The sequence below is a fragment of the Rhizobium sp. Root1212 genome (assembly GCF_001424985.1).
GTDB lineage: Bacteria > Pseudomonadota > Alphaproteobacteria > Rhizobiales > Rhizobiaceae > Pararhizobium.
Genome location: NZ_LMDA01000024.1, coordinates 182,833 through 195,797, shown reverse-complemented (window position 1 = coordinate 195,797; position 12,965 = coordinate 182,833). Strand labels below are relative to the sequence as shown.

Sequence of the window (12,965 nt, the reverse complement as noted above, 5' to 3'; positions counted from 1 at the left end):
GGAGAATGGGAATGGCGAAAGTTGCGTTTATCGGTCTCGGTGTCATGGGTTATCCGATGGCCGGGCACCTGAAGGTCAAGGGCGGCCACGACGTTACAGTCTACAACCGCACGGCCGCCAAAGCCGAAAAATGGGCGGCCGAGTTCGACGGCAAATGGGCGGCGACCCCGGCAGCCGCGGCAGAAAACGCCGAGTTCGTCTTTTCCTGCGTCGGCAATGACGATGACCTGCGCGCCGTGACGACCGGCAAAGACGGCGCTTTCCAGACGCTGAAGCCCGGCGCGATCTTCATCGACAACACGACCGCATCCGCCGAGGTCGCGCGCGAGCTTGACGCCGCCGCCACCGCCCGCGGCGCCCATTTCATCGATGCGCCCGTATCCGGCGGCCAGGCCGGCGCGGAGAACGGCGTGCTGACGGTGATGTGCGGCGGCGATGCCGCTATTTTCGAGCGTGCCCGCCCGGTCATCGACGCCTATGCCCGCATGGTCGGCCTGATGGGTCCGGCAGGTTCCGGCCAGCTCTCCAAGATGGTCAACCAGATTTGCGTTGCCGGCGTCGTTCAAGGCCTCGCCGAAGGGCTTCATTTCGCCCGCGAGGCGGGCCTCGATATCGAGCGTCTGGTCGAGGTGATTTCCAAGGGCGCTGCCGGCTCCTGGCAGATGGACAACCGCCACAAGCCGATGATCGCCCGCAATTACGAATTCGGCTTCGCGGTCGACTGGATGCGCAAGGATCTCGACATCGTGCTGGCGGAAGCCCGCCGCAACGGCGCCAAGCTCCCGGTTACCGCCCTGATCGACCAGTTCTACGCCGATGTCCAGGATATGGGCGGCGGCCGCTGGGATACCTGCTCGCTTCTGGCGCGTCTGGAGAAATAATGCTGCCCCCAGCCTCTTCCGCAAAAAGAGGCGCTGGATCATCTGCTGTCCCTGCGAAAGGCGGAAAACCTCGCAGGGATGGCCGCTTCGGCATTGTCACGGACGCAGCGTTTGCCTTGGCGGGAGCAACAACGCCGCCCGGCGACGGATCGGCAAACATGCCGTCCGGGAACTGACCGTAGCCGCCGTTCTCCGGCGACTCCGGTCTTCAATCCTGGAGTCTGTCTCGTTCAGATTGAACCGGACAGACACTAGATTGCTTTGTTTTCGTTTGTCTTTTCGGGAAAACCGGTTCCCATTTTTCCCTGACAAACTCTAGTCTTCGTTCGACTTCGCCTGTTCCAGCATCATGTAGTCGAGCGGCAGCTGGGTCGTATACTTGATCTGCTCCATGGCGAAGGCAGACGAGACGTCGCGGATTTCGATCTTGGCGATCAGCCGCTTGTAGAAGGCGTCATAGGCTCCGATATCAGGCACCACGACGCGCAGCAGGTAATCGACATCGCCGCTCATGCGGTAAAACTCGACCACTTCCGGAAACTCGGCGATCACCTCGGAGAACCGCTTCAGCCATTCGATCGAATGGGCATTGGTGCGGATCGACACGAAGACCGTGACCTTGGTGTTGATCTTGACCGGATCGAGCAGCGCGACACGGCCGCGGATCACGCCTTCCTCTTCCATCTTCTGGATACGCCGCCAGCAAGGCGTCGTGGAAAGTCCGACCTTCTTGGCGAGATCGGCAACGGCAAGTGTGGAATCTTCCTGCAGAAGACGCAGAATTTTACGGTCGAGTCTGTCCATTGGCGAAGCCTCTTCGAATATTATTCCTTTCATACCCGGAATATCGCCAAATGGAAGAATTTATTTTTAACGCAGGGATGATTTCACCCGTTCTTGCAACACCGGCAGCAGATCGCTTTCGAACCACGGGTGTTTTTTGAGCCACGCTGTGTTGCGCCAGCTCGGATGCGGCATCGGCAGGACGGCCGGCCCCTGGTTCGTGCCGAGAAAGCTGCGCCAGTTCATGACCGTCTCGGTCATGGATTTCAGCCTCATGTCGCCGAGATGCCATTTCTGCGCATATTGGCCGATGGCCAGCACCAGTTCGATCTGCGGCATGGCCGCCATCACCTCGGTTCGCCACGTCGGCGCGCATTCCTTGCGCGGCGGCAGGTCGCTGCCCTGGGCGTCGTAACCGGGAAAACAGAAGCCCATCGGCACGATGGCAAACCGGTCGGGATCGTAGAATTCCTCCCGCGTCACAGCGAGCCATTGCCGGAGCCGGTCGCCCGAGGCGTCGTTGAAGGGAAGGCCGGTATTGTTGACACGCAGGCCCGGCGCCTGCCCGGCAATCAAGATCCTCGCCTTTTCGGAGATGACGGCGACGGGCCGCGGCTCGTGCGGCAGCCTCCTGTCCTCCCCGCCCCAGGGTGCATCGCGACAGAGGCGGCAGGCGGCGATGGATCGGCGAAGATTGCCCAGCGTGTCGGCAGTCAGGGCGTCGCCCTCGATCATGTGTTTTCCTCGAATTTTCATGTCCTTCATATGGGATGCCGCCGCCGCGCCGCCATGCTTACTTTTTGGTAAAAGCGGCAGAAATCCTGGAAGCAGGCAGCAACTTCTTAAGAAATTGCTCCTATCGTCGGCAGGATTTCATTAATTCCGTTTGAGACCATGAAGCAGGGCGTCAGCACCTCGACCGACAAGATCATTGTCGACAAGTCGCGCAGCCACCGCAACAAGGCGGTGTCCAAGGCCGTGCGCGCGACCCGTGAGCGCCTGCAGATCGGCCCGTCCAATATGGCAGGCTTCGACAAGGATATGATCGGCCTGCATGTCGATGCCATGCTGCACGGCGCCATCGCCATGCCGATCTTCATCGCGCTCATCACCGCCATCGGCGTTTATCTTTCCCAGAGCCTGCATGTCATCGCCTGGGGCGTGATGACCTTGTGCGTGCATGCGCTCGGCCTCGTGCTCGCCCGCAAGGCCAAGGCCACGGAAATGCCGTCCGAAAAGGTCGCGTTGTGGCGCCGGCGGCTTTTTGCCTTCCAGGCTCTGTTCGGCATCTGCTGGGCGGCCTTCCTGCTGCAGGAGTGCCAGGCCTGCAGCCCTGTCGCCTTCGGCTTCTACAAGGGAGCGGCGCTGCTGATTGCGCTCGCCGCGACCGCAATGGGCACGTTCCTGCTGCGCAACGCGCTTGCCGTCACCTTCGCACCTGTCGTCGCCACGCTGATCGGCCTTTCGCTGTTCAGCGGCTCAGCGTCCACAGTGGCGCTGACGGCGGTCATCTGCACCTCGCTGCTTTTCCTCGTGTTCATGACCGACCGCATGCACAAGGCGAACCTGCATATCCTCTCCGTCCAGTCGGAAAAGGACGACCTGATCGCCGAACTTGAGGTGGCGAAATCCATGTCGGACGAAGCCCGTCGCCGCGCAGAAGAGGCAAACCTTGCGAAATCCCGCTTCCTCGCCTCGATGTCGCACGAGCTGCGCACACCGCTGAATGCCATCCTCGGCTTCTCCGAGGTCATGTCGACCGAGGTTCTGGGGCCGCTCAACAATCCAATCTACAAGGAATATACCGGCGACATCCATCGCTCGGGCAAGCACCTGCTGGATCTCATCAACGAAATCCTCGACCTGTCGCGCATCGAAGCCGGCAAATACGATCTCAACGAGGAGGCCATCCATCTCCTCGAAATCACCGAGGATTGCATCGGCATGGTGCAACTCAAGGCCCGCGCCAAGAATATCACCATATCCGACCAGTTCGAGCGCGGCATGCCGGCCGTGTGGGTGGATGAGAAGGCCATGCGCCAGGTCATCCTGAACCTGTTGTCGAACGCGGTGAAGTTCACGCCGTCGGGCGGCGAGATCAGCGTCAAGGTCGGCTGGACGGCCGGCGGCGGCCAATATCTGTCGATCAAGGACAACGGGCCAGGCATCCCCGAGGACGAAATCCCCGTGGTACTCTCCGCTTTCGGCCAGGGCTCGATCGCCATCAAGAGCGCCGAACAGGGCACCGGCCTCGGCCTGCCGATCGTTCAGGCGATCCTCGCCAAGCACAACGGCGAATTCATCCTGCGCTCGCGCCTGCGCGAAGGCACGGAAGCCATCGCCATCCTGCCGTCGAAGCGGGTGCTGCAGAGTGTGCCGGCCGTCGAGGATGCGCCCGCCATCGAGCGGCGCCGCAAGAGCTTCGCCTGATCAGCCGCCCAAAAATTTCGAGAGAAACACGACGTAGAACGCATAGCCGCCATTGGCGACGATGACGCAGAGGCAGGCAAGCGAGCCAAGGTCCTTCGCATGCTTGCCCATGTCGGAAATCTCAGGCGAAACCCTGTCGACGATCTCTTCGATCGCCGTGTTGATCGCTTCGAAGGCGATCATCAGCAGGAACAGCAGGCCCATCGCCAGATACTGGAAGAAGGTCGCCCCGACGATGACGAAGGCGATCATCGCGACGGCAAAGGCACCCAGCTCGTGCCGGAATGCCGCCTCGCCCAACAGGCGCTTGGCGCCCCCCAGCGAATAGCTTGCCGCGGCAAAGAAGTGGCGGATGCCTGTCAGTTTCTCAAACGGCTTCGTCATTCCGCCATCGTCTCCAGATCGTCCGGCGACCCCGGCGAGCATCCGCACGGCGGCTGCCCCGGCATCCGGGGCGGCGCCGATTTTCGTGTTCGCATTCGAATAGGTGAGAAGCCTCACGCGTTCAACCCCGGCAAGGCTTAAACAGACGTCCTTCGCGGGCGGATGGCTATTCGCGGTTGCTGACGCCAGCCTGAACGAAGGTTGCCATGCCGGAATGGCAGGCAGCCGCCGCCTTGACGATGCCGGCGGCAAGCGCCGCGCCGGTGCCCTCCCCGAGCCGCATGCCGAGCGCCAGCAGCGGCGTCTTGCCGAGCTTTTCGATGGCGCGGATATGTCCGGGCTCGGCCGAAACGTGGCCGATGAGGCAATGGTCGAGTGCCGACGGGTTCGCAGCCTTGAGGATAGAGGCGGCGGCGGTCGCGACATAACCGTCGATGATGACCGGAATCTTCTGCATGCGGGCTGCGAGAATGGCACCGGCCATCGCCGCGATTTCGCGGCCGCCAAGGCGGCGCAACAGTTCCAGCGGATCGTTGAGGTGGCCCTGATGGAAGGCGACGGCCTTTTCGACAGCGGCGATCTTGCGTGTCAGCACATCGCCTTCGGAGCCGGTACCGGGACCGACCCACTCGGCAGCCGTGCCGCCATAGAGCGCAAGGTTGATCGCAGCGGCGATCGTCGTGTTGCCGATGCCCATCTCGCCGATGCAAAGCAGGTCGGTGCCACCGGCAACGGCTTCCATGCCGAAAGCCATGGTCGCGGCGCAGTCGCGCTCGGAAAGGGCGGCTTCTTCGGTGATGTCGCCGGTCGGATAATCGAGCGCCAGATCGAAGACCTTGAGGCCGAGGTCATGGGTGACGCAGATCTGGTTGATCGCCGCCCCGCCTGCCGCAAAATTCTCGACCATCTGCGCCGTCACCGACGACGGAAACGGGGTGATGCCCTGCTTGGTCACGCCGTGATTGCCCGCGAAGATCGCGACCAGCGGCCGGTTGACGGCCGGCGCACGGCCGGTCCAGGCGGCAAGCCAGAAGGCGATCTCTTCGAGGCGGCCGAGCGCGCCGGCGGGCTTCGTCAGCGTCGCATCGCGCTCGCGGGCGGCGACAAGCGCAGCACCGTCGGGGCCTGGCAGGTCGCGCAGCAGAGCACGGAAATCGTCGAAAGGCAGGCCGCTGGCACTCATCGGATATGTCCTCGTATGGTCGTTTCGCGGAGCCGCTCCGCGTGCAGTGTTCTCATAGAGCGCCGCACCGGTTCGGGCAACGGCATTTGCGCCACCGGCTGTCGCCGTCGCATGATCGGGGCGAAAGTTCGATTCGCGGGGGCGCGAAACGGCCTCAAGGGGAAAGCATGGCACATCTCAGCGACTTCATCGACGACACCGCCCGGTCCGTGGCGTTTCTCAGCCGCATCCACATGCCGCAGCGGCATTTCATCGGCTTCGACGGCCGCCTCAGCCGGGCCGTGCGCGCCTTTCCGCTGGCCGGCCTGCTCATCGTGCTGCCCTCGGCCGCCATCGCCGCGATCTTCTCGGCCGTCCGGATCGATCCGCTGTTCACCGCCTTTACCGTGGTCGCCGTGCAGGCGCTGATCACCGGCGCCCTGCACGAGGATGGCCTTGCCGATACGGCCGATGGCCTCGGCGGCGGGCGGGACCGCGAAAGCGCCCTCATCATCATGAAGGACAGCCGCATCGGCTCTTACGGCGCCATCGCGCTGGTGCTCTCCATAGGCCTGCGGGTTTCCGCGCTCGCCGCCTTCCTGCCGCATCTCAACCCGACCGGCGCCGGCATTGCCGTCCTCGCCGTTGCAGCGCTCAGCCGCACCGCCATGGTCTGGCACTGGTCGAGCCTGCCGCCCGCCCGCAGGGATGGCGTCGCCGTTTCGGCCGGCGAACCGCAGGCGGCGGCGACCCGTTTCGGCCTGGCCTTCGGCATCGTTAGCGCCACGCTTTTGTTGTTCCTCACCAGCGTTCCGCCACTGGCCGTCATGGTGACGCTGGTCGCCTTTTCCATCGCCGTTCCGGCCTTCGGTCAAATCGTCGCGAGGAAGATCGGCGGCCATACCGGTGACACAATCGGAGCAGCACAACAATTGACCGAAATCGCCGTTCTCGCCGCCCTTGCGCTGACAGCCTGAAAGGCCGATATATTTGATAATCTTCGCCGAACGGCGAGGGAATGAAGCCTGACCCGGCCGCCGCCGGGCTCTAACGGTGGCGCCGCGATCCCCTTGGACGTTTTATGGAATCGCCCTGCATCCTCGTCTGCTCCATCGATATGAAGACCGGCTATTGCTTCGGCTGCGGCCGCACCCGCGACGAGATCGCCGGCTGGATGACCTATTCGTCGCAAGAGCGCCGCGAGATCATGGCCGGCCTGCCGGCACGGCTGGAAACTGTCGAGCGCAAGCCGCGCCGGGAAACCCGCCGCGCTCGCATGGCGCGGGAGCGCCTCGCAGAATGAAACTGTTCTATCTGCTGCTCGGCATCCTCGCCGCCGGCCTCATCCTGCTCATCCTCAATCATGACGGCGGCCGCACCCTCGGCATCGAAAACAACGATTTCGAGCGGCTCGTCTCGCTGTCGGCCATCGCCGTGATGCTGGCTGCAGGCGTGTTGCACAGCCGTTTCCGCTTCGGCGAAACGCTGCGGCAGATCATGATCTGGCTGGTGATCATCCTGGCGCTCGCGGCCGGTTACATCTACCGCCACGACCTCTCCAATATCGGCGACCGGCTGGCCGGCGGCCTGATTCCCGGCCGCATGAGCGTCTTCACCGACAGCGAGGGACAACAGGAAGTGGTGCTGCACAAGGTGCTGAACGGCCATTTCGAAACGCCGGTCACCATAAACGGCGAAACCGTGCATATGCTCGTCGATACCGGCGCCAGCACGGTGGCGATCTCCTGGGACGATGCCGAAAAGCTCGGTTTGAAGCCGGAAACGCTCGATTTCACCCAGACGGTCACGACAGCCAACGGCACCGCCCGCGCCGCACCCGTGAACCTTGCCGAAGTCGCCATCGGCCCGATCGTGCGCCAGGATATCCGCGCCAGCGTTGCCGAAAAGGGCAAGCTCGACCAGAGCCTGCTCGGCATGAGCTTCCTCTCGACCCTCGATTTCCTGCAGATGCAGACGGATGAGTTGAGGTTGAGGGATTAGGGCTAATTCCTCAGCCGATACCCCGTCCGGAAAATCCACGTCAGCAACGCCATCAGCACGCCCAGAAACCCGACGATGATGGTGAAGCTGATCCAGGGGGTGACGTCGGCGATCTCGAAGAAGCTCCAGCGGAAACCGCTGATTAGATAGAGCACCGGGTTGAAATGGCTGACCGCCTGCCAGAAGGGCGGCAGCATGTTCACCGAATAGAAGCTGCCGCCGAGGAAGACCAGCGGCGGGATCACCAGCATCGGAATAAGGTTCAACTGCTCGAAATCCTTGGCCCAGATGCCGATGATGAAGCCGAACAGGCTGAAGGTCACCGCCGTCAGCACGAAGAACAGCAGCATCACAAACGGGTGCGCGATGGAGACATTCACGAAGAACGAGGCGGTCGCCAGAATGATCAGCCCGATCATCATGCCCTTCGTCGCCGCCGCCCCGACATAGCCGAGCACGATCTCCGTCATCGATACCGGCGAGGACAGAAGCTCGTAGATCGTGCCGGTGAATTTCGGGAAATAGATGCCGAAGGAACCGTTGCCGATGCATTGGGTGAGCAGCGTCAGCATGATCAGACCCGGCGTGATGAAGGCGCCGTAGGAAACGCCCTCGATCTGCTGGATGCGCGAACCGACCGCTGCCCCGAAGACGATGAAATAGAGCGAGGTGGAAATGACCGGCGAGACGACGCTCTGCAAGAGCGTGCGGCGCGTGCGCGCCATCTCGAAGAAATAGATGGATTTGACGGCTTCGATGTTCATGCGCGGGCTCCCACGAGTTCGACGAAGATGTCTTCGAGCGAACTCTGCCGTGTCGAAAGGTCCTTGAGGCGAATGCCGGCTTCGGCCAGGGCGGTCAGCAGCGTGGTGATACCCGTGCGCTCGCCGGTGATGTCATAGTCGTAGATCAGGCCGTGGCCTTCGTCTTCCAGTGTCAGCCGATAGCCGGACAGCGCCTCCGGCAGGGCGGCGAGCGGCTCGGCAAGCTCGATGCGCAACTGCTTGCGGCCGAGCTTCTTCATCAGCTCGTCTTTCTCCTCGATCAGCAGGATCCTGCCGCCATTGATGACCCCGACGCGATCGGCGATTTCCTCGGCCTCTTCGATATAGTGGGTGGTGAGGATGATGGTCACGCCGTTTTCGCGCAGCCGCTTCACCACCTCCCACATATCCTTGCGCAGGTTCACGTCGACCCCCGCCGTCGGCTCGTCGAGGAACAGCACGCGCGGCTCATGCGACAGCGCCTTGGCGATCAGTACGCGCCGCTTCATGCCGCCGGAAAGCTGGCGCAGCATGTTGTCCTTCTTGTCCCAGAGCGAGAGGTCTTTCAGCACCTTCTCGATATGGGCGGGGTTCGGCTTCTTGCCGTGCAGGCCGCGCGAGAAGGACACGGTGTTCCACACGGTCTCGAACTGGTCGGTGGTCAGCTCCTGCGGCACCAGCCCGATCATCGAGCGCGTCTCGCGGAAATTGCGCACCACGTCATGACCGCCCACGGTCACCGTGCCGCCGCTCGGGTTGACGATGCCGCAGATGATCGAGATCAGCGTCGTCTTGCCCGCACCGTTCGGCCCGAGCAGCGCCAGGATTTCACCCTCCTCGATATCGAGGCTGACATCCTTCAGCGCCTGGAAACCGGAGGCATAGGTCTTGACGAGGTGAGAAACGGAAACGATCGGCGGCATGGAGAAGTCCCGGAATCGGAGAGTGCGGAGAACGCTGTCCTATATGGGGCCGATCGCACAAAATTTCAGCCCCAAAATCACCGTCTTTGCAGAAAGTCGGACGCCGGCCTGCCTTCCGCAGTTTTCCCCGCCCGCTGTCATCAAACGGTGACGCAGCTCGATCATGGTCCGGCCGTGCGATGCACACCACGCGACTGATTTGCAGAACCGCCGGCAGTCCCTTCTACGGTTTGGTTCTTTTTTGGGGCCGGCGTCTGCCGGCCCTCTTTTTTTGCCCGCTCTTGCCGCGCGCCGCGCTTTTCTGTAAAAAGGCCCTCGTCGAAAGCGTGAAAACCGCACTTAAGGAAAGGAGGGTCACGTGCAGAATTTCTATCTCCGGTTCTACCGGCAACGTGGCCCCGGCCAGGCCCTGCAAATGCGTTTGCAGGGCTGACCAGAGACCGTTTCTCAAAGACGACATCCTCTTCCTGGTCTGCCCTTCGTGGCCCGCAGCACCAAGCCTTAGGCTTGAGCATGCCTGCATTTTATATCCGCCCGATGGATCGATGACGGCCGAATGCCCGTGATCCCGGCGGACAAGACCGGAAGACCGTCATGTCCCTTATCAATATCCGCAACCTCGGCATCAGCCTGTCGCATCCGCTGTTTTCGAACCTGAACATCTCCATCAATCCCGGCGACCGCATCGGCCTTGTCGCCGCCAACGGCCGCGGCAAGACGACCCTGTTCCGCTGCATCGCCGGCACGCTGGAGGCAACCGAAGGCGAGATCACCCGCTCGCGCGGCCTGACCATCGGCGCCGTCGAGCAGAACGTTCCGCCCGCCCTCTTCGACCGCACCTTTTATGACGCTGTTCTCGACGCCCTTCCCGCCGAGCAAGCCGAAAGCGAAAGCTGGCGCGTCGACGTCGTGCTGGAATCGCTCGAAGTGCCCGAGGAATTTCGCACCCGGCACCTAAAGGCGCTGTCCGGCGGCTGGCAGCGGCTGGCGCTTCTCGCCCGTGTCTGGGTCACCGAGCCGGATGTGCTGATGCTCGACGAGCCGACCAACCATCTCGATCTCGGCAAGATCGCCATGCTGGAGGAATGGCTGAACGCCCTTCCCCGCGATATCCCGGTCATCCTTGCGAGCCACGACCGCGCCTTCCTCGATGCGGTCACCGACCGCACCCTGTTCCTGCGGCCGGAACAGTCGCAAGTCTTCGCCCTGCCCTACACCCGCGCGCGGGCGGCACTGGACGAGGTCGATGCGGCCGATGCCCGCCGTTACGAGCGTGACATGAAGACGGCCGAGCAACTGCGCAAGCAGGCGGCGAAGCTGAAGAATATCGGCATCAACTCCGGCAGCGACCTGCTTGTCGTCAAGACCAAGCAACTGAAGGAGCGCGCCGAAAAGCTGGAGGATGCGGCCAGACCCGCCCATCTCGAACGCTCGGCCGGCGCTATCCGCCTCGCCAACAGCGGCACCCATGCCAAGGTGCTGCTGACGCTCGACGACGCGGAGGTCAAGACGCCGGATGGCACGCTGCTGTTCAAGACCGGCAAGCGGTTCATCTGCCAGGGAGACCGCATCGTGTTGCTTGGTATGAACGGTGCCGGCAAGTCACGGCTGATCCTGATGCTGCGCAATGCGATCGCCAACGGACAGACTGCCGAAGGCATCAGGGCGACACCCTCGCTGGTGCTCGGCTATGGCGATCAGGCGCTGGCCGATCTCGAGGGCACGGATACACCGATGGAGGCGGTCACCCACCGCTTCGATATCGGCGACCAACGTGCGCGCTCGCTGCTGGCGGGCGTCGGCATGAGCATCGAGATGCAGGGCAAGCCGATCGGCCGCCTCTCCGGCGGCCAGAAGGCCCGCCTCGGCATGCTGATGCTGCGCCTTGCCGATCCCAACTTCTACCTGCTGGACGAGCCGACCAACCATCTCGACATCGACGGGCAGGAAGCGTTGGAGGGCGAATTGATGAACCATCAGGCAAGCTGCCTGATCGTCTCGCACGACCGCAGCTTCGTGCGCGCCGTCGGCAATCGCTTCTGGCTGATCGACCGCAAGAAACTGGTGGAGGTGGAAAGCCCTGAGGACTTCTTCGAAGAGGCAGCCCTGTTCCGCTAAGCCGCTTTCCCTTCTCCCCAGCGGGGAGAAGGTGGCCCGAAGGGCCGGATGAGGGGGCCGGCTGGCACTGAATGTGCCGCGCCCCCCTCATCGCCTCGCAAGCTCGGCACGTCTCCCCGCCGGGGAGAAGGGGAAGCAAGCCGCTCCGTCCATGGGCGATTGCCCTTGTCCCCTGCGGGAGCGGATGCCCGTCAATCGCAGTGGCGATAGCCGGATTTGCGGGCGCGCAGGTCGAAATGGAAGTGATCCTTGTGATGCGGATCGCTGCCGGGGCCGAGCACGGTGCTGAAATATTTGCAGCTATCGCTGCGCACGGCCTTGAGCAGTCCCTTTTCGCGGAAGGCGAAGAAGCCGGGCTTGCGCACATCGATTTCCTTACCGCTCTTCAGCACGAACTTGCCGACATCGATGGCATTGCCGTGGGCGTGCTCCGACATCGGATTGCCGCGCTGCGAATTCATCGTCCGGCAGGAATAGCCGCCGAGCGGCTTGATCGTCTTGACGCCGGAGAGATAACGGGCGCGCGACGAGGGTACCAGCTCGTTCTTCACCCATTTGGCGAAGGCTTCCGTCACCTGGCAATTGAGTTTGACCGCCGGTTTCACATCAATGCCACCGGCAAGACCGGAAAGCTCGATCGGATAATCGATGCCGCAGGAGCGGCCCTTGGCGATCCGCTCGACGTCCCGGAATTCGACGCCGAGCTTGGCCAGCCGCTGACGGCAGGCAATTTCGGAAGCCGGCATCCGACCGGTGAAATCGGGCTCCTCCAGCGGATTGCCCGCCCGCGGGATGAAAGCGACCTGCTGCTCCAGTCCCGATGCTTGCGGCTGGATCGAAACACGCGCCTCCTGTTCGAGGAACTGCGCCTTGCGACGCTGTTCCGCGGCCATCTTTTCGGGGCTGAGCGGCGGCAGGTCCGGATCGTAGCCGGCCGCGACCGGGGCCGCCATTGCCACCTGCTGGCCCTGCCCGACGGCACGCACGTCGCCGCCGATGCCATCGACGACCGGCTGGGCGGTATTGCCTTCGGCGATCTCACGGTTCTGCTCCTCGGCGAGCCCGACCACACGCGGCTGCTCACTGACCCCGAGCATAGCATCCATGTTGACGCCCTCGGGCGGCACGATGGCGGAAGGCTGCACGGGAGCCGCCTCGCTGTCGATCATCGGAAGCCGGCTATTGGCGGCATGCTGGGCCGTGACCGGCATGTCTGTTGATGGATAGGCGACGGAAACGGGCTCCTCGCGGACGGGCCGGATCGCACCGACACGTGTTCCGGAATCGATGCGCGCGGATGGCTCAAGACCATCGGTCGAGCATGTCACCAGGCTGACCGAGACGAGCAGCGCCGCAACCGACCTGCGAAAGAGGGCACCATACGCCATACACTCACCCCTCGTCCGCTGCGGTACGCAAGACCTGATCCGCCCGGACGCCACGAGGCTGCGGCTCACCTGTGTCAGAACACAGGCACGCCGACGCCTTCGTCACGAAACGACGTCAATTTAACGAAACA

At 63.0% G+C, this 12,965-nt stretch carries 12 protein-coding genes and 1 pseudogene; 6 read left to right on the top strand and 7 right to left on the bottom strand.

The window, feature by feature from the left end; all coding sequences use genetic code 11:
• Positions 1-2: 2 nt before the first annotated feature.
• Positions 3-881: pseudogene (locus ASC86_RS20755) on the top strand (NAD(P)-dependent oxidoreductase); the annotation flags it as partial.
• 315 nt (positions 882-1,196) lie between these two features.
• Here the strand turns inward: ASC86_RS20755 and ASC86_RS20750 are convergent.
• Positions 1,197-1,685, bottom strand: a complete 489-nt coding sequence (locus ASC86_RS20750) for an Lrp/AsnC family transcriptional regulator (RefSeq protein ID WP_056325680.1) — start codon at positions 1,683-1,685, stop codon at positions 1,197-1,199.
• 66 nt (positions 1,686-1,751) lie between these two features.
• The gene (locus ASC86_RS20745; RefSeq protein WP_056325677.1) at positions 1,752-2,399 is read right to left on the bottom strand and encodes a uracil-DNA glycosylase family protein; all 648 of its coding nucleotides are present in this window, start codon (positions 2,397-2,399) and stop codon (positions 1,752-1,754) included.
• 159 nt (positions 2,400-2,558) lie between these two features.
• On the opposite strand from ASC86_RS20745, the gene ASC86_RS20740 reads away from it, so the two are divergent.
• On the top strand, positions 2,559-4,094 hold the full coding sequence (locus ASC86_RS20740; protein ID WP_056325675.1) for a HAMP domain-containing sensor histidine kinase: 1,536 nt from the start codon (positions 2,559-2,561) through the stop codon (positions 4,092-4,094).
• On the opposite strand, the gene ASC86_RS20735 is transcribed toward ASC86_RS20740, so the two are convergent.
• Positions 4,095-4,478 (bottom strand): diacylglycerol kinase, encoded by a 384-nt coding sequence (locus ASC86_RS20735; protein WP_056325965.1) that lies wholly within the window; start codon positions 4,476-4,478, stop codon positions 4,095-4,097. It abuts the gene before it with no gap.
• A gap of 166 nt (positions 4,479-4,644) precedes the next feature.
• The gene (cobT, locus tag ASC86_RS20730; RefSeq protein ID WP_056325671.1) at positions 4,645-5,661 is read right to left on the bottom strand and encodes a nicotinate-nucleotide--dimethylbenzimidazole phosphoribosyltransferase; all 1,017 of its coding nucleotides are present in this window, start codon (positions 5,659-5,661) and stop codon (positions 4,645-4,647) included.
• Between the two features lie 167 nt (positions 5,662-5,828).
• On the opposite strand from cobT, the gene ASC86_RS20725 reads away from it, so the two are divergent.
• From ASC86_RS20725 to ASC86_RS20715, 3 genes are all read left to right on the top strand, one after another.
• On the top strand, positions 5,829-6,617 hold the full coding sequence (locus tag ASC86_RS20725) for an adenosylcobinamide-GDP ribazoletransferase (protein ID WP_056325669.1): 789 nt from the start codon (positions 5,829-5,831) through the stop codon (positions 6,615-6,617).
• A 104-nt stretch (positions 6,618-6,721) separates the two neighbouring features.
• Positions 6,722-6,943, top strand: a complete 222-nt coding sequence (locus tag ASC86_RS20720; protein WP_056325667.1) for a DUF1289 domain-containing protein — start codon at positions 6,722-6,724, stop codon at positions 6,941-6,943.
• Positions 6,940-7,641: a TIGR02281 family clan AA aspartic protease gene (locus ASC86_RS20715; protein WP_056325665.1), complete on the top strand. Its 702-nt coding sequence runs from the start codon at positions 6,940-6,942 to the stop codon at positions 7,639-7,641. Before ASC86_RS20720 ends, ASC86_RS20715 begins: the two co-directional genes overlap by 4 nt.
• Positions 7,642-7,643: 2 nt before the next feature.
• On the opposite strand, the gene ASC86_RS20710 is transcribed toward ASC86_RS20715, so the two are convergent.
• Positions 7,644-8,405: an ABC transporter permease gene (locus ASC86_RS20710; RefSeq protein WP_056325662.1), complete on the bottom strand. Its 762-nt coding sequence runs from the start codon at positions 8,403-8,405 to the stop codon at positions 7,644-7,646.
• Positions 8,402-9,328, bottom strand: coding sequence for an ABC transporter ATP-binding protein (locus ASC86_RS20705; RefSeq protein ID WP_056325660.1), 927 nt, complete (start codon positions 9,326-9,328; stop codon positions 8,402-8,404). Before ASC86_RS20705 ends, ASC86_RS20710 begins: the two co-directional genes overlap by 4 nt.
• A gap of 594 nt (positions 9,329-9,922) precedes the next feature.
• Here ASC86_RS20705 and ASC86_RS20695 point away from each other — a divergent pair.
• Positions 9,923-11,446, top strand: a complete 1,524-nt coding sequence (locus tag ASC86_RS20695; protein ID WP_056325655.1) for an ABC-F family ATP-binding cassette domain-containing protein — start codon at positions 9,923-9,925, stop codon at positions 11,444-11,446.
• A 191-nt stretch (positions 11,447-11,637) separates the two neighbouring features.
• On the opposite strand, the gene ASC86_RS20690 is transcribed toward ASC86_RS20695, so the two are convergent.
• Complete coding sequence (locus ASC86_RS20690) at positions 11,638-12,834, bottom strand: extensin family protein (RefSeq protein WP_056325652.1); 1,197 nt, start codon at positions 12,832-12,834, stop codon at positions 11,638-11,640.
• Between the last annotated feature and the right edge of the window lie 131 nt (positions 12,835-12,965).